Raw genomic sequence first — 14,243 nt, 5'->3', positions numbered from 1 at the left:
ATATCATCGTTCTCTGAGCGAGGCGCTTTGCTCCTATCCTGTGCAACCGGAAGGCTGCATTGTTAACTGTACGTGTTAGGCGTGTGAGTTGCAAGGAGCCGATCTCGGGCGAAATCGTCCATTCGCAAGGCTGCGCGAGACAGTTCCTTCACTGTTTGCACGTGCTCGCTGGTAGCCGCTCATGCTGGCACTCCCGCTGCGGCGGAACCTCTTCCGAAGCTAGAACTCCGCCATCTTGAGGAGGAGGCCATCGGCTCCGTCGTCGTGAAGGCGGAGTATGATTTCGTCCGGTGAGAAGGTGGGGGGAGACTTCTCCTCGATGCGCGGGAGATCTGAAGCTATCAGTGTCATTATGTATTGCGTTTTCTTCGTCACAGTCTGCTCACGCACGACCTCCAACAGCGCTAGCTTCTTTCATCGGCACCCAGTGATGCCAAGGTGCGCCCATAAGTTTCTACACTATCGAAGCAGGCGACGAAGGCATAGTTTCCGATCTCGCCGCCGATCACGGGCCAATAGCTGACATCGGCCCCGTGTTTCCTCCAAAGTGACGCGCCGTCCTTTGCCAGCTGTAGGATAGTTGCAAGATCACTACCGGGCCTTGGATGCGAAACGAACTGCATAATGACTGCCCTCCGATGGGCAATGATCGCGCCAAGCAACGTGGTCATTTGGCCAGAGGAGAATTCCAATGAGTACAGCCTCAAGCTTGATCTGGATCAATTCCACTGATGCTGCCTGGCCGCAGCCTGACCGTTCCGCGTTGGATGTCGGTGCATGAAGATCGGTCATGATGGAACAGCGCAACCGAGTTGTTCAGGTCAGCCGCTTCGGTGGTTCCGGGAGATTTCAGGTGGTGCACGCTCCTCTGCCGACCGTCGGTTGGTGCGCAAAATCCCGACCTGGACAAAGTATGGAGGAAGGGCACGCCTTCGCCATCCGTATGACTCCGGTGGCTGCGCGTTCGGCGTTTAGGACTTTAGGCGCCGATTCAGAGATTCAGACAGCCGTCGTTCGACATCAGCCTTTCGCTCCGCAATGGGGCGATCGAAAACATTGTCACGGGCAACAACTCCGCGAGCCTCGTCTGTATCGATATGATCGATACTTCAGCCGGTGAAGGCGAGTTGTTCGGCGCTGCTATCGAGCACGATGGTACACTTCACGAAGGTGCAGCCATCAAAGCGGGCAAAATGAATCCGGTCGCGGAAATCAAAAGTCTCAGCGTAAAAGTTATCATTCCAGAATACGCGTTCTTCGTGGATATCGGCGACTGCCGCTGATTTGCCTTCCGTCGACACGCACCGTCAAATCCCTTGAACCGACCGCGAAGCTATTGGCCAGATTGACGCTCCCGAACTCCTCGGCAAGCGTCAGGTTCGCATGCGCTTCAAACTCTTCGGCTGTGAGATTGCGGCCGCGATTCCTGTTCAATTAGCTGAGCAGGTCTTTACGGTCGCGCCTCATTTTTCTTTAGCCCGTCAGTCATTGCTCGCGCCCTTCACCGGCCTGGTGTACACATCGATCTCACCGGAAGATTGCGATCAGTGAGCGGCGCCGTGAGAAGCGTGGTACTGCTGGTCGATCCGGCGCCATTCCAGATCGACATCGGGAAGATCTCTCGGAACCACTGTGGCAGTGAGACTCCGCAATTGCGATGCCGCACGCTTGCATGCCTCCGACAAATCCGGCGCGACGCGATGATCTTTTCCCGAATGCAGTTCCTGGTGCGCGAGCAAAAATTGCTAACGTGAAAGCCCTTGGTAACTGAGCGCGAACCGCGAAATGGAATCGAGCATTTTGCCTCCTCCCTGACCATCCCCACGCGAATATGGAGCGCTCAGATCTTTGCGGGTTGGCCGTGCAACTCCTCTTGCCGCGTAAGCCTCATACCAGGACCACCATCGGCGGACTGGCCGTCAGCCAAGAAGGTGACGCCAGCGGTTTCGAGGGCGGCGCGGATGGCGGCTACCCCATACACCGCTGGCTGATGCCGTCCTCCAAGGCTTGGCAGGTTGAAGTTTGTTGGACCGCGCCCTTTGATAACCAATGATCCGACGAACTGCAGGCCGAAAGGCAAGCCCACGTTCGCCGGAAACGCATGGGGTTTCGGCGAATATTTCTTCGGGCGATTTTGACAATGGAAGCGGTAGGACAAACGATGCTCCGCACTCTCTTTCTGATCGCCTCAACGTTTGTCGTCACGACAAGATCGGATGCTCAAGGCACCGACGCCAATCCCATCTATCTTGACCAGGGTGGATTGGACCGCGGCAGCGAGAGCTGACTTCTATTCGCACAATCAGGGCTCGCGTTTGATTACGTTGTCTTGGATGCAGGCGCTGAAGCAAAGGAACGGACAGCCATTCCTCGCGGACGGTTTGTCACGGTACGGCTATCTACCGAATCCTACGTTTGAGCCGAAGCGTCAGGGTGCGATCATCAATTTCCTTGACAATAATTTCTTCAATTTCGACTGCTTGAGGCAGCTTGAAAACCTGGCGAAGCGGATCGGCCCTCCGAAATGGCCCTGGACGATTGACGCTGCTTTAGCCGCGCGGGGCAAAGCGAGTTTTGAAAGGGATTCCGCTGAAGGGAGATGCAGCGGTTGCCGCGGGATAGAAGAGGGAGAGCAGCGCTTTCCATTCGTCAAAACATGGCGAACTCCGGTCCAGAACGTTGATACCGATACACGAGTATACGACATCCTCGCCTGGAGAGCGAATACGGGCGTGCTGAAGGGAGCGTACATTCCGTTCGCGACCGCAAACGATGAGATTCTTAACATTCTGGCGATCTCGGCCATTGGTTCGATCGCGGAACATCTGTTGGCCGGCGGCGCCCCGTCAACCAACACACGGGTGGCAGCGGCGCCAGATCCAGGATCGTCGGACACGCCGGAGTCTCTGGGACTGGTGCGACTACCGCCAACGCTGCAGGATTTGCAAACGGCTTTCGATACTGTCAACACCTCGGAAGCAATCAAAACGGCCAGGCGGCAGGGAGCAGAACGAGCGTCTCACACTCTACTCCCTCCGTGGGGCTCCTACGACGCTCTTGTTTTGCAAGGTATTTGGGCCGCCGCACCTTATCTCCATAACGGATCGGTCCCTACCCTGGCGGAATTCCTCAAGCCATCAGGGCAGCGCAAATCGCAGTTTAGCGTCGGACGGAAATACGACATTGAAAACGTTGGTCTTGCTGCCACCCAGGCGCCGCTGAGCGACACTCTATCCGTGACGGACTGCAGCAATATTAGCTCTGGAAATAGCCGATGTGGCCACGAGTACGGGACAAGTTTGAGCGATCAGGACAGAATGGCGTTGCTTGGAATACCTCAAAACACCGTGACCCGCTTAGGCGCCCAGCGGCAGTTAGAGTCTCGGACCGACGGTGCACTCGAGCGCGCGGCCAGTTGCTGCGGGAGGTATCGGTGGTTACACCCCAACTATCAGGTGATGCGCAATGAATATAGAAAGTGTTTTCGGCAAACGCCCCGGAATACGGTCAGAAATCGTGCTTTGGCTTTCCATCGCGAGCATTCTTGCAGCTGCAATCGGTTTTTCCTGGAATCCGACCCCGCTCGCACAGGCACTCGCCGTAAGTTTTATTATCTGCGCGCTGATCCACGCCGCTGTTGCCTATGGAGCGCGGCACGCATTGATGTTGCTTGTTGTTTCTAGTTCGATTGCATTTGCGATGGAAAATCTCGGCACTACTACCGGCCTTCCGTTCGGCAACTATCATTTCGAGGTCGGCGCGAATCTACCGCATGTCGGCGTCATTCCGATCATCGTCGGGCCGCTGTGGTTCGGCGCAGGTTATTTCTCGTGGTCGGTCGCGTCAGTTTTGATGGACGGTGCAGACCGTCAGCTCGATCGTCCTATCAACCTGGTCGGTCTACCCATCGTCGCTGCGTTTGTGATGACCCAATGGGATCTAGTGATGGACGCCCCCAATTCGACCATTGCAGGGGTCTGGCTATGGCATGACGGCGGAGGCGTATTTGGTGTCCCTCTCTCTAATTATCTAGGGTGGCTGCTCACCTCGTGGCTGATTTTTCAAGCCTTTGCACTCTACCTGCGCCGCAGCAGTCTTGGGCCTTATCCGACGACAAGTCTTAAGCTACCGCTGATCGGCGTTTTCTTCTACGTGGGCGCTGGCCTGACGCACGTAGTCCCTTGGATAATGGGACAGACGGGCAAGGCCGTTGACGCTAGGGGCTATAGCTGGCAGGTCCATGACATCCGCGAAGCTACCGTCGGGATCCTGCTATTGACGATGGTCTTTACCGCATTGCTGGCAGTACTGCGTCTACCGCGTCAGACGAGGTCGAACAGCCCGCCAACTGCGTCAAACCAAGATAGCCTTCCGTGAGGTGGCCAGTCGGATTGCAAAGATCAAATGTTGATCGAGGCATAAAGTACCCGCTCTAGTCAGCTGGAACGCAAGTTCGTCGATCTCGCCGTTGGTGCTCAGTCCGCAGGAGCGCACATTCCTAGAGAGGCAAGTTCGTATCGCATTGCGCGATCGCTATCTGAGCGTTGCCGCGCGATCCTGCGCTGTGCGGATGGCTTGCCGAGCAAGTCTGCGGCTGCCGAACTCGGGATCCATGAACACACCATTGGCAAGTGGCGCCGCCGATTTTTGAAGGATCGCCGCGATGGCCTGGTTGACGAAGCCCACCCTGGCCGCCCTCGCACCATCGACGACGATCAGGTTGCTGAGGTAATCGAGCGGACGGTGCGTACGACGCCGGCTGACGCGACGCACTGGTCGATCCGCTCGATTGCTGCGGAAACTGGCTTTTCCCACACCACCATCCGCCGAATGTGGTCGGCGTTCGGCCTGCAGCCGCACCGTAGCCAGACATGCAAGTTGTCGAGCGATCCGCTGTTCGTCGACGAGGTACGCGATATCGTCGGCCTTTATCTATCTCTACCTGACCGAGCCCTTGTCCTCAGCATCGATGAGAAAAGCCAGATTGAGACTCTTGATCGCGAGCAGCCGGTCTTGCCAATGATGCCTGGCGTGCCGGAGCGCCGCATGCAAAGCTACGTGCGACATGGCACGACCACGCTTTTTGCGGTGCTTGATGTCGCCTCGGGGAGCGTCATCGGCAAATGCTACAAGCGCCATCGGGCAGTCGAGTTTTTGAAGTTCCTCAAAGAGATCGACGCTCAAATCCCTGAGGTTCGCTGTCCATATCGTCATGGACATGTGTGGACGCCCCCGTTGATGCAAGAAGAATCGTTTCGAAGAGCGCGGAGCGTGGTCGGGTGCTGACATGTGTCCGGCCTCTGATGCGGCTGTTACATGCCGCCGGCCCGTATGGGAGTTCGCGGAACGGGTCCAACTCAACTTCGCGTGGTCGAAGCACGTATCCATGATCTGGTTTTCCCGATCCCGTCTCTTTGACCGTAGCGCCATACTCTCCGTTCGACCTTCTCACACTTGGGTAGTCCGCTCGAGGAGCGGACTATCTCGCTGCCAACGCCGGCGTCCGGTAAATGCCGCCCCTGGCCATCAACGCCCATACGATGCGCGCCGTCTTGTTGGCCAAGGCGACGATCACCAGCATGGGCGGCTTGCGCTCCAGCATCCGCGAGAGACAAGGATCCGTCATCGATCCCTTTCGCATGGCCCAGCGGACGGTGGCGCTGGCTCCGATGATCAGCAGGCGACGCAACGTTCGTTCGGCCCATCCGAGATGTCTCCCCGAGCTTCTGCTTGCCGCCCGAGGAGCGTTGCAGCGGCGTGAGGCCGAGCCATGCCGCAAAATCGCGACCTCTCTTGAAGGTCTGAGCAGATGGCGCCAACGCGGCAAGTGCTGTAGCGGTGATCGGTCCTATACCGGGAATGGTCATCAAGCGCGGTCTTCCGCATCCTCTCGGGCGCGCCGGGCAATCTCGCGATCAAGCACGGCCACTCTCGCATCCAGCGACCGTAGCTGCTCAACGAGCAGAAACAGGATTGGGCGGGCAGCTTCGGGGATAGTGGAATCGTTCTCAATTGCCGCAACAAGTTTGGTTACATGGAAGAGCCCCTGCGCGGCCACCAGTCCGAATTCAGCAAGATGCCCACGTATCGCATTGATGATCTGGGTCCGCTGGCGCACCACAAGGTCACGAACGCGAAACACCATGGCCGCAGCTTGTTGCTCTTCGCTCTTCACGGCCACGAACCGCATGGTTGGCCGCTGGGCTGCTTCGGAGATCGCTTCGGCGTCAGCGGCATCGTTCGTCAGGGGGCGTCCACCCCATCAACTACGCCACCCACAAGACACCCAGGATCAAAGCGTGCCTTGCTCGTCGGCCGCACTCTCATGTCCACTTCACGCCGACTTCTGCCTTCCGAATCAATCAGGTCGAGCGCCGGTTCGCTGAACTCACCAGAAAGAAAATCCAGCGAGGCGTGCACACCTCAGTCAGACAACTCGAGGCGGACATCCGCACCTTTATCGACCTGCACAACAAAAATCCGAAGCTCTTCAAATGGACCAAGTCTGTCGAGTAGATTGTGGCTTCCGTCAAACACTTCTGCCATAAAGCCCAGCAAACTTTATGTGGCGAACGTTAGAGTCACGTGACTAGCTCCTGATGCAAGACAGATGTTTGGCGGCGATACTGAGAGCAGCGTAACCATGCGCTGTAGGCCGCAGGCGCGCTGATCTGTCCGGTTAGCGGCTAGATCTCGTCGGACTCCTCGGTCTTCGGCTTCATCATCGCAGGGAGCGCTTGGCGTCGTTTTTCGATGATGCTGGGGGTGTCCTTGTGGATTGCGATCAGCTCTTTGAGGTTCTCGATCCCGTCATCGGTGAACGCCATCACGCCGTCTTCACCGACGCCGACGACCCATAGCTGGCCATCCTCGGTGTCCATTTCTTCGGCGACCTCGAACAGCCATTCCTCGTCTTCACCGAGCATCTCAGCGACATGGCTGAGAGTGAACACGTGGCTGACTTTGTTGACGTGCCCCATCAAGCCGCCTGCGCCGCAAGGCCTTGCTGTTGCGCAGTCTTCCAGTTCCAGGGCAGCAGCTCATCGAGCCTGTGGGCGGGGTGGGTGGCGATGCGAGCGAGTACATCGGCGAGCCAGGCCAGAGGGTCAACGTCGTTCATCTTGGCAGAGACGATGAGGCTATACATGGCCGCAGCTCGGCGCCCTCCGCGGTCGGACCTACAGAACAACCACGACTTTCTGCCCAATGCGATGCCGCGCAGCGCTCTTTCGGCGGCATTGTTCGAGAGGCAGACGCGGCCGTCGTCGAGGAAGCGTGTGAAGGAGGCCCAGCGCTTGAACATGTGGTTCATGGCCTTGGCCAGATCGTGACCGCGGGAGAGCTTGGCGCACTGCTCGCGCATATAGGCTTCCAGATCGGCAACGAGCGGCGCGCTCTGCGCCTGGCGAACGACCTTTCGTTGGTCGGCGTTTTGGCCATTGATAGAGCGCTCGATCTCGAACAGAGCGTCGATTCGGCGCACGATCTCCATGGCGACGGGCGAGATGACGATCTCCTTCTTTCCTGCCGCTTTGCGCCGCGCGTTCTCCTCAAGATCCGCCATGGCGAAGAACGGGCGCCGGGCATGGACCCAACAGGCCGCCTCCCTGATAAGCCCAGGACTTCGCTCGGGCTCGTAAAGCTTGATGTATCCGCCGAACGCGTCGGCCTGGAGGATCCCGGTGTAGTTGGCCAGATGCGCCTGCGGATGCTCACCACTTCGATCGCGCGAGTAATAAAACATCGCCGCCGGCGGATCTGAGCCGCCGAAGGGGCGGTCGTCCTTCACATAGACCCAGCATCGAGCGACATCGCACTTGCCCAAGGCCAGCACAGGCACGGTGGTGTCGTCGCCATGGAGGCGTTCGGCTGCCATGACGTGGGCTTCCAAGAGCCGCGACAGCGGCTCCAACACTGTGCAGCACGCCCCTACGGCGTCGGCCATGGTCGAGAGGCTGATCGGCACGCCTTCAAGGGCATAGCGCTCGGCCTGACGGTTCAACGGCTGATGCTGGCCGAACTTCTCATACAGAATCATCGCGAGCAAGCTCGGTCCCGCCCACCCCCGCGCAATCACATGGAACGGCGCCGGCGCTTGGCTGATTTTCTCGCAATCCCGGCAGGTGAACTTTTCGCGCACCGTTTCGACCACCTTCCATTGGCGCGGGATCGCCTCCAGGGTCCGGGTCACGTCTTCGCCCAGCTTGCGCAGCCGCGCGCCGCCACAGCAGCCACAAACCGTCGGCGGATCGATCACCACCCGCTCGCGTGGGAGATGCTCGGGGAACGTCTGGCGCTCGGCGCGCTTGCGTATAAATCCGCGTACCGTCGTCGTCCTCGCGACAGCTCGTTCCGCCGCCAGCTCGTCCTCTGTGGCGTCAGCTTCCAGCTCTTCGAATGTCAGCGCCAATTGGTCGATCAGTCGCGATGACCGCTCTGACCGTTGTCCGTAGATCTGACGCTCAAGCTTGGCAATCCGCAGCTTCTGCTGGGCGATCAGCGCGCCGTCTTCCGAGGCCTTCGCGCGGGCGACCGCGAGCTCCGCTACAACCTCTAACGCCTTCGCGCGCTCGACCGCCAACGCCTCTTTCAGAGCCGCAATGTCATCCGGAACAGCGCCACGATCAGCGTCCATGCAACGCAGTGAATCACATATCGAGCGCGTTGTGACTCCCCAAAATGCCAGCAACCGCAGATTTCTTCTGTTCAACCCGCGCTCTGCGGCCTCCAGCTTAGTTGTGGATTCCTCCAGTCAATTCCTTCCAGCATATAGGCCATCTGCGCTGCCGAGATTGACACCGCACCAGCGGATGCTGAGGGCCAGATGAACTTGCCGCGGTCCAGGCGTTTGGCATAGAGCGACATGCCTAACCCGTCATGCCATAAAATCTTGACCAGATCGCCGCGGCGCCCCCGGAAGATATAGAGGTCGCCGGCATGAGCATCGCGCTTCAAGCTCTCCTGAACCGTCAGGGCCAGACTTTGCATCCCGCGGCGCATGTCGGTGTGGCCGGTGGCGATCCAGACCCTGATGCCGCTCGGGATCGGGATCATTGCCGCCTCAGAAGCTCAAGCACCCGCTGCAGTGCCGCGGCGTCAACATCCCGGTCAACGCGAACGCGACAGCCGCCGCTAAGCTCAATCTCAATTATTCCAACTCTTGCGCGCTGCGCAGGAGGCGACGACGGCGGCTGCGGTGTGCGCGTCGAGGCCGGAGCCGACGTAAAGGCGATCTCCACAGGAATAAGCGCCGGCGCGGCATCCCCGCTCAGCCGATCCTCGCGCGCCAACCGGCGCCACGTGAACAATTGGCTCGCAGACAACCCGTTGCGCCGAGCCGTCACTGACACCAATCGTGGCCCGCCATAGCTCTCGGCAACGATCCGCTGCTTTTCTTCCAATGTCCAACGGCGTCGAGCGCCCGTCGAGACAACTTCCAGCCGGGAGACCTTCGAATTAGGCGTATGGTCAGTCATACGCCTATGTCTTCACCCTCCATCGCGCCGCGCAAGGCGGCCCTCGCCGGAGCGATACAGAGCAGCGGATGAAGGTGCTGGATGTGATCACGGCGCTGGTCGCCTCACTCGACGAAAGATCGAGTTCCAATCGCTGATCGATTTCCGATCACAAGCACGCCAGACTTGGCGTTCAGCCGTCGCACTTTGTCGCAATGGGCGAGGCGTTGATGTGGAGCTTTGAGCGAAAATTCGGCGCCTCTTTCACCCCTGAGCTGACAGAGTCCTGGCAAGCACTTTACGCGACCGCCCAGAACGAGATACTGCGCGACTGGCCGGCATCGTTTGTTTTGAGAATGGCGGGCTAGAAGCCTAGTTCGTGACGCCGGACACTCATAAGGACGAGCGTCACGGCACAACGCTCAACCCCTGGGTGCGACCGGTGCTCGTGCTCTTGAGCGGGACATTCCGCGATCCCTGCTGAATTGGAAGGTCTCCAACGCGTGCATCGACGAGCGCTATGCGATGAGATCGTTAAGTTGATATCCGCAACTACTTGCCGATCGAATATTCGATTTCGACTTGCGACTCATTTACCCCTGCTTTAGGGTCGGCGTGGCCGGTTGTTTGCGCAATTCCCCGAATATTAGCCAGCGTTCCGGTGCCGCCCGTGATGTACGAGACAGTCGTGCTGCTAAGCTTTCCTGGCCCCGCGCTATGAGCGAGCACAGTTCCTCGGGTGAAGAACTTGTCGCCGTTCTCGAACACATAGACATTGTATATGCTGGCGGGACCATTATTGTCGACGTAGTCGGAAACGCCCCGCGTCCACGTTTCCTTGATCTTCAAGCCATTGACGACGGGAGGGTTAGTCGGAAAAGTGCGATAAATTTCAAATGATCGCACCTGATGGCCCGCGACGTCGCCGACGTCGAGAAACTGCTGTTGTGTGTATTTGGCATTTTCGGCGCCCGCTTTGTAGGATACGCGCTGTAACTGTTGGGCGAAGGCATCGCTGATCGGGACAGCAACAGCGAGACATATCAGAGCTGATATTTTTAGATTAGTAGCGCGTCGTTCCATGATAACCTCCTAGACTAGCAGCTGAACGCCTTTGTGACGTTCCGGCCTCGTGATTTGCCGCGCTAATTCGCGGCAATGCTAAACGCAGAGTCGTCCGTGCCCGGGACGCGTGCGTCAACGTTTCGTTCTGTCCTAAGAGCCAGTAAGAGCACGTGGGCACGGCGACTATCTTCAACCCTCGCGTCAAAGCTTCCCAAGTGGAAAGATTGCGATCAACAACAGGCTACTGTACCTCAAGGATCATTTCGACTTCGACCGGAGCATGGCGCGGAAGCGCCGCCACGCCCAGTGAGGAGCGAGCATGTCTACCAATCGATTCGCAGAACACCCCGATCATTAGGTCGCAATATCCATTGATCACCTTGCCTTTGTCATCGAAGTCATCGACCGAGTTCACCATGCCGACCACTTTGACAACGCGTTTCACGATCGGTGCTACCCGGCACCGCTCGCACCTTTGCCAGCGTGATCAAGCCTGCTCGGTCAGATCCCGGCCGAGCTTACCTTTTGACTCGCTTGAGACACGGCCCGCCATGAACAGGACATTGCCCATTTGAACCGCGTTAACGTAGCTGCCAACCGGCGCGGCCTCAGCCGGCAGTGTGATGTTCTTCTCTCTCAAGCGCGCGTCCGCGCTCGACGAATTCTCTGCCTGCGCACCCTCAAATGCGGACGCTAAGATCACCAGACAAAAGGTGCCAAACCCCGCAAATTCCTTCATCGAGCGCTCCCGCACTTACCCATGGAACGTACATTTCTAAAGTAGCCCTAACAGCAGTGATCCCGTAATTCGCGACTGGCTCAAGCGTGCCCAACCCATCCATCTGCCAGTTCGTGCGCTCCTCGCAACCAAAATCACCTGCGTCGTTGCTGAAGCGCCGTGGCCGACCAGAGCCAGATGCGCACATGGGGCACTGGTCATCCGCAAGAGCAATTCCGGTTGTCATCGATCGGCGCGGGCGCAAGCGAGCCATCCGCCTGGACGATCATGGGTCGAGAGAGAGGCGCGCCATGCGGTGGAACCGTCGATCGCCGGATGTGTGGCAGATAAGGGCGAGCAAACGCGGCGATTAAATTCTGGCGGAGCCGTGCCTTCTCGACATCCGCCTCTACAGCTGCCTCTTTGGCACGAAGCGCGGTCCGGTATGCCCTTTGGCGTCGGCGGCGCCAATCGTGCACCGCGCTTGTCGGCCAATGCAATTCTCCATTTAGAGCCGTCGCACGCGGAAAATCGGACTCTTGTGCCCAACGGACAATCGTCGCTGGCGACTTCCTGAAGTGCGCGGCTAACTGCACCGCGGTCATCTGGACCCCCGTTAGATCAATCGAAGGCGACGCAAAGTTTGTGGTGGCAGCGTCCACAGCCGTCGTGTTGTCGGTCATTAAGTTGGCGTCCAAATGGTGAGATGCTGCCAAATTTCGATTAGCCACGCTGTCGACCGGTGCTGCATGCCTTCGAGTACTCCTGACGAAATGCAATCAAGTCGCGAGTTTTCTTTTGATCGAAGATGGGGTGTGACCAGCGAACGCGTCGATCCAGATCACGACGGGATCAACGCGCACCGCATCTTTGTCGATCGCGCCCCGCGACATCGGTAGCAGCGGCGAAAGGCGATCGCATCGCTATACCTCAACATCTGTGGACTCCATTTTGCGGCTACTCCGACGGATCCGTTAGCGGATGTTTGTCACGGTCGTGCTGGCAGGTTGCCGACCGTCCGACTTTGAAGGGTAAGCCATTTCGGCCAGAGTAGACGACTGCTCAATTTGGTAGGTCCAATCTTAAGAGTTGAAGGCCTGCCGATGCGCTTACGTCAGCCTCACGATCGATTCGACGACGCCTTATCCGGCAAGTGCTTGCGACGCCCGCGCCGACTCTGCTCACTGCCTCGCTCAACGTCATCAGCCCGTGTCGAGGTAAAACGAGTTGGCTTCACGGTGTCGGCCAGCGATGGCAGAGAGGAGATCGGCCGCGAATGGTGATCGATCTTCGCTTGTTCACGAGCGCCTGCGAAAAAGAGGAGCTTGTCGCGGTCAGCGTCGACACAACGGGTGCTGGACCTGCTCTGAGGGAGCGGCAGCGTCTTGCGGTCGTAAAAGACAAATCGGGTGCGGCCAGATGGCGAGAATAGTATGACTAGTCAGTGGCAGTTAGCGATAAGGATAGGCATATGCCTATCCTGGAACACGGCGCCGACACGCTGCAGCGTGTCGAGATCATCACCGGGACGGGCCGGCGTCGGCGCTGGTCGACTGATGCAAAGGCGGCGATTGTCGCGGAGAGTTTTGCGCCGGGTGCAAGCGTGTCCGCGGTTGCGCGGCGACACGACATCAGTCCAAGCCTGTTGTTTCTCTGGCGTCGCCAGGGCACCGGGGAGCAAGGGCACAGAGGCATGCCAGCTGGCTTTGTCCCAGTCGCGATCACCGGCTGTGGGGGCCCGAGTAAGGAGCAGGCGGCGATCGAGATCGAGGTCGGAGCGGTTCGCATCCGTGTCAGGGGGGCAGTCGACCGGCAGGCACCGTCCGAGGTGCTGGCGGCAGTCTGGACGGTTGGTCGATGATCGGGGTTCGAGCTGGGTTGTCGATCTGGATTGCGACGCAGCCGGTCTATTTCCGCCGCGGCGTGGACTCCCTGGCGATGCTGATGAGCGAGGCCTTTGGAGCCAATCCGTTCGACGGCGGACTTTATGTCTTCCGCTCCAAGCGCCGAGATCGCGTAAAGATCCTGACCTGGGATGGAAGCGGCCTTGTCCTTTACTACAAAAGAATCTCGGGGCAGTTCACTTGGCCGCCCATCAAGGAAGGCGTCATGTCGCTATCTCATGCTCATCTCTCGGTGCTAATCGATGGCTCGGACTGGAGGCATGTGTCGATGCGAGTTGTGGATCAGCTGGTACGAGCTGGTTGATCATTATCAAGAGCCGTTCGTCACTCATGCGGAGTTGTTGTAGAATCACTCTGCATGAGTGAGTTGCGTTCCGGTGATGGCGCTATCGTCACGGCTTGCGTCGTTGTCGGAGGAATGCAGACGCTGGCGACCGAGCGTGATGCAGCGATCGCCCAACGCGACGCTGCGATCCAGGAGAACGACAAGCTCCTGATGATCCTGTCCCAGTACAAGCGCACGATCTTCGGTCCGCGCTCCGAGACACTGGATATCGGACAGCTGTCTCTCTTCACCATCAGGGCACAGGCGGCTCGTGCCGCCGCCAACGGCGACGTGACCGGAGGCGGCAGCCTGACGGAGCGGAGGGCCGTGGAAAGCGACCGGCGCGACGCAAGCGGGGGAAGCTTCCGGAGCATTTGCCGCGCATCGATGTCGTGATCGATATCAAGAGCCACATCTGCCCCTGCTGCGGCGAGCAGCTGCACAGGATCGGGGAGACCGTCAAGGAAGCATTCGACGTCATTCCGATGCCGTACCGGGTCAAGCGCATCGTGCATCCACGGTACGGCTGCCGGGGATGCCGCCAGGGTATACTGCAGGCACCCGCGCCGGCCCAGGCGATCGACGGTGGAATGGTGACGGAAGCCTTGCTGGCCCACGTCGCGGTGATGAAATACGGCTACCAGCTGCCGCTGTATCGCCAGGAACAGATGTTTGCCGCCAAGGCATCACGCTTGACCGGCAAACGCTGGCCGCGTAGATGGGCCGCGTCGCCTAGTGGCTGAAGCCGCTTCACGCGCTGTTGCGCCACGCGGTGA

18 protein-coding genes and 4 pseudogenes are annotated in these 14,243 nt (G+C 58.9%); 10 read left to right on the top strand and 12 right to left on the bottom strand.

What is annotated here, in order from left to right; genetic code table 11:
• Positions 1–219 precede the first annotated feature (219 nt).
• The 3 genes from ACVISU_RS18140 to ACVISU_RS18130 all read right to left on the bottom strand — a co-directional run bounded on the left by ACVISU_RS18140 (position 220) and on the right by ACVISU_RS18130 (position 1,301).
• Positions 220–351 carry a hypothetical protein gene (locus tag ACVISU_RS18140; RefSeq protein WP_456710851.1) on the bottom strand — a complete coding sequence of 44 codons (132 nt, stop codon included), beginning with the start codon at positions 349–351 and terminating at the stop codon, positions 220–222.
• Positions 352–404: 53 nt separating this feature from the next.
• Positions 405–671 carry a hypothetical protein gene (locus ACVISU_RS18135; protein ID WP_456707830.1) on the bottom strand — a complete coding sequence of 89 codons (267 nt, stop codon included), beginning with the start codon at positions 669–671 and terminating at the stop codon, positions 405–407.
• A 438-nt stretch (positions 672–1,109) separates the two neighbouring features.
• Complete coding sequence (locus ACVISU_RS18130; protein ID WP_456707829.1) at positions 1,110–1,301, bottom strand: hypothetical protein; 192 nt, start codon at positions 1,299–1,301, stop codon at positions 1,110–1,112.
• An 82-nt stretch (positions 1,302–1,383) separates the two neighbouring features.
• On the opposite strand from ACVISU_RS18130, the gene ACVISU_RS18125 reads away from it, so the two are divergent.
• The gene (locus tag ACVISU_RS18125) at positions 1,384–1,551 is read left to right on the top strand and encodes a hypothetical protein (protein WP_456707828.1); all 168 of its coding nucleotides are present in this window, start codon (positions 1,384–1,386) and stop codon (positions 1,549–1,551) included.
• Between the two features lie 289 nt (positions 1,552–1,840).
• Here ACVISU_RS18125 and ACVISU_RS18120 read toward each other — a convergent pair whose 3' ends face one another.
• Positions 1,841–2,158 carry a hypothetical protein gene (locus tag ACVISU_RS18120; RefSeq protein WP_456707827.1) on the bottom strand — a complete coding sequence of 106 codons (318 nt, stop codon included), beginning with the start codon at positions 2,156–2,158 and terminating at the stop codon, positions 1,841–1,843.
• Positions 2,159–2,216: 58 nt separating this feature from the next.
• On the opposite strand from ACVISU_RS18120, the pseudogene ACVISU_RS18115 reads away from it, so the two are divergent.
• From ACVISU_RS18115 to ACVISU_RS18105, 3 genes and pseudogenes are all read left to right on the top strand, one after another.
• A pseudogene (locus ACVISU_RS18115) lies at positions 2,217–3,269 on the top strand (c-type cytochrome); the annotation flags it as partial.
• 196 nt (positions 3,270–3,465) lie between these two features.
• Positions 3,466–4,377, top strand: coding sequence for a carotenoid biosynthesis protein (locus tag ACVISU_RS18110; RefSeq protein ID WP_456707826.1), 912 nt, complete (start codon positions 3,466–3,468; stop codon positions 4,375–4,377).
• Positions 4,378–4,459: 82 nt separating this feature from the next.
• Positions 4,460–5,218 (top strand): annotated as a pseudogene (locus ACVISU_RS18105) (IS630 family transposase); the annotation flags it as partial.
• Between the two features lie 261 nt (positions 5,219–5,479).
• Here the strand turns inward: ACVISU_RS18105 and ACVISU_RS18100 are convergent.
• Positions 5,480–6,241: pseudogene (locus ACVISU_RS18100) on the bottom strand (IS110 family RNA-guided transposase); the annotation flags it as partial.
• Between the two features lie 23 nt (positions 6,242–6,264).
• Here ACVISU_RS18100 and ACVISU_RS18095 point away from each other — a divergent pair.
• Positions 6,265–6,516: pseudogene (locus tag ACVISU_RS18095) on the top strand (IS630 family transposase); the annotation flags it as partial.
• A gap of 170 nt (positions 6,517–6,686) precedes the next feature.
• On the opposite strand, the gene ACVISU_RS18090 reads toward ACVISU_RS18095, so the two are convergent.
• The 4 genes from ACVISU_RS18090 to tnpA (ACVISU_RS18075) all read right to left on the bottom strand — a co-directional run bounded on the left by ACVISU_RS18090 (position 6,687) and on the right by tnpA (ACVISU_RS18075) (position 9,476).
• Complete coding sequence (locus tag ACVISU_RS18090; protein WP_456710850.1) at positions 6,687–6,980, bottom strand: hypothetical protein; 294 nt, start codon at positions 6,978–6,980, stop codon at positions 6,687–6,689.
• On the bottom strand, positions 6,980–8,635 hold the full coding sequence (tnpC, locus tag ACVISU_RS18085; RefSeq protein ID WP_456707825.1) for an IS66 family transposase: 1,656 nt from the start codon (positions 8,633–8,635) through the stop codon (positions 6,980–6,982). The genes ACVISU_RS18090 and tnpC overlap by 1 nt, the downstream gene beginning before the upstream one ends.
• Before the next feature lie 71 nt (positions 8,636–8,706).
• Positions 8,707–9,054 (bottom strand): IS66 family insertion sequence element accessory protein TnpB, encoded by a 348-nt coding sequence (gene tnpB / locus ACVISU_RS18080; RefSeq protein WP_456707824.1) that lies wholly within the window; start codon positions 9,052–9,054, stop codon positions 8,707–8,709.
• A complete protein-coding gene (gene tnpA / locus ACVISU_RS18075) occupies positions 9,051–9,476 on the bottom strand; it encodes an IS66-like element accessory protein TnpA (protein ID WP_456707823.1) in 426 nt (141 codons plus the stop codon). The genes tnpB (ACVISU_RS18080) and tnpA (ACVISU_RS18075) overlap by 4 nt, the downstream gene beginning before the upstream one ends.
• 140 nt (positions 9,477–9,616) lie before the next feature.
• Between tnpA (ACVISU_RS18075) and ACVISU_RS18070 the strand changes: the two genes are divergently transcribed.
• Positions 9,617–9,823, top strand: a complete 207-nt coding sequence (locus ACVISU_RS18070; protein WP_456710849.1) for a globin domain-containing protein — start codon at positions 9,617–9,619, stop codon at positions 9,821–9,823.
• A 184-nt stretch (positions 9,824–10,007) separates the two neighbouring features.
• Here ACVISU_RS18070 and ACVISU_RS18065 read toward each other — a convergent pair whose 3' ends face one another.
• The 3 genes from ACVISU_RS18065 to ACVISU_RS18055 form a co-directional block, all read right to left on the bottom strand.
• Positions 10,008–10,538, bottom strand: a complete 531-nt coding sequence (locus tag ACVISU_RS18065) for a hypothetical protein (protein WP_456707822.1) — start codon at positions 10,536–10,538, stop codon at positions 10,008–10,010.
• 223 nt (positions 10,539–10,761) lie between these two features.
• Positions 10,762–10,965: a RidA family protein gene (locus tag ACVISU_RS18060; RefSeq protein WP_456707821.1), complete on the bottom strand. Its 204-nt coding sequence runs from the start codon at positions 10,963–10,965 to the stop codon at positions 10,762–10,764.
• Positions 10,966–11,007: 42 nt separating this feature from the next.
• Positions 11,008–11,259, bottom strand: a complete 252-nt coding sequence (locus ACVISU_RS18055; protein WP_456707820.1) for a hypothetical protein — start codon at positions 11,257–11,259, stop codon at positions 11,008–11,010.
• 1,450 nt (positions 11,260–12,709) lie between these two features.
• On the opposite strand from ACVISU_RS18055, the gene tnpA (ACVISU_RS18050) reads away from it, so the two are divergent.
• The 4 genes from tnpA (ACVISU_RS18050) (at position 12,710) to ACVISU_RS18035 (ending at position 14,210) form a co-directional block, all read left to right on the top strand.
• A complete protein-coding gene (gene tnpA, locus ACVISU_RS18050) occupies positions 12,710–13,099 on the top strand; it encodes an IS66-like element accessory protein TnpA (RefSeq protein WP_456707819.1) in 390 nt (129 codons plus the stop codon).
• A 17-nt stretch (positions 13,100–13,116) separates the two neighbouring features.
• Complete coding sequence (gene tnpB, locus ACVISU_RS18045) at positions 13,117–13,446, top strand: IS66 family insertion sequence element accessory protein TnpB (protein WP_456707818.1); 330 nt, start codon at positions 13,117–13,119, stop codon at positions 13,444–13,446.
• Positions 13,447–13,560: 114 nt separating this feature from the next.
• Positions 13,561–13,863, top strand: coding sequence for a transposase domain-containing protein (locus tag ACVISU_RS18040; RefSeq protein ID WP_456707817.1), 303 nt, complete (start codon positions 13,561–13,563; stop codon positions 13,861–13,863).
• Positions 13,842–14,210, top strand: coding sequence for an IS66 family transposase zinc-finger binding domain-containing protein (locus ACVISU_RS18035; protein WP_456707816.1), 369 nt, complete (start codon positions 13,842–13,844; stop codon positions 14,208–14,210). The genes ACVISU_RS18040 and ACVISU_RS18035 overlap by 22 nt, the downstream gene beginning before the upstream one ends.
• The last annotated feature ends 33 nt before the right edge of the window (positions 14,211–14,243 follow it).

The sequence above is a fragment of the Bradyrhizobium sp. USDA 4452 genome (genome assembly GCF_054063575.1).
This window is presented reverse-complemented; position numbering and strand designations above follow the sequence as displayed.

What these genes read in the sequence shown, in the direction of transcription:
- ACVISU_RS18140 (WP_456710851.1), bottom strand. Translation starts at nt 351, where the DNA reads ATGACACTGATAGCTTCAGATCTCCCGCGCATCGAGGAGAAGTCTCCC.
- ACVISU_RS18135 (WP_456707830.1), bottom strand. Translation starts at nt 671, where the DNA reads ATGACCACGTTGCTTGGCGCGATCATTGCCCATCGGAGGGCAGTCATT.
- ACVISU_RS18125 (WP_456707828.1), top strand. Translation starts at nt 1,384, where the DNA reads ATGCGCTTCAAACTCTTCGGCTGTGAGATTGCGGCCGCGATTCCTGTT.
- ACVISU_RS18110 (WP_456707826.1), top strand. Translation starts at nt 3,466, where the DNA reads ATGAATATAGAAAGTGTTTTCGGCAAACGCCCCGGAATACGGTCAGAA.
- ACVISU_RS18090 (WP_456710850.1), bottom strand. Translation starts at nt 6,980, where the DNA reads ATGGGGCACGTCAACAAAGTCAGCCACGTGTTCACTCTCAGCCATGTC.
- tnpC (WP_456707825.1), bottom strand. Translation starts at nt 8,635, where the DNA reads ATGGACGCTGATCGTGGCGCTGTTCCGGATGACATTGCGGCTCTGAAA.
- tnpB (WP_456707824.1), bottom strand. Translation starts at nt 9,054, where the DNA reads ATGATCCCGATCCCGAGCGGCATCAGGGTCTGGATCGCCACCGGCCAC.
- tnpA (WP_456707823.1), bottom strand. Translation starts at nt 9,476, where the DNA reads ATGACTGACCATACGCCTAATTCGAAGGTCTCCCGGCTGGAAGTTGTC.
- ACVISU_RS18065 (WP_456707822.1), bottom strand. Translation starts at nt 10,538, where the DNA reads ATGGAACGACGCGCTACTAATCTAAAAATATCAGCTCTGATATGTCTC.
- ACVISU_RS18055 (WP_456707820.1), bottom strand. Translation starts at nt 11,259, where the DNA reads ATGAAGGAATTTGCGGGGTTTGGCACCTTTTGTCTGGTGATCTTAGCG.
- tnpA (WP_456707819.1), top strand. Translation starts at nt 12,710, where the DNA reads ATGCCTATCCTGGAACACGGCGCCGACACGCTGCAGCGTGTCGAGATC.
- ACVISU_RS18040 (WP_456707817.1), top strand. Translation starts at nt 13,561, where the DNA reads ATGCAGACGCTGGCGACCGAGCGTGATGCAGCGATCGCCCAACGCGAC.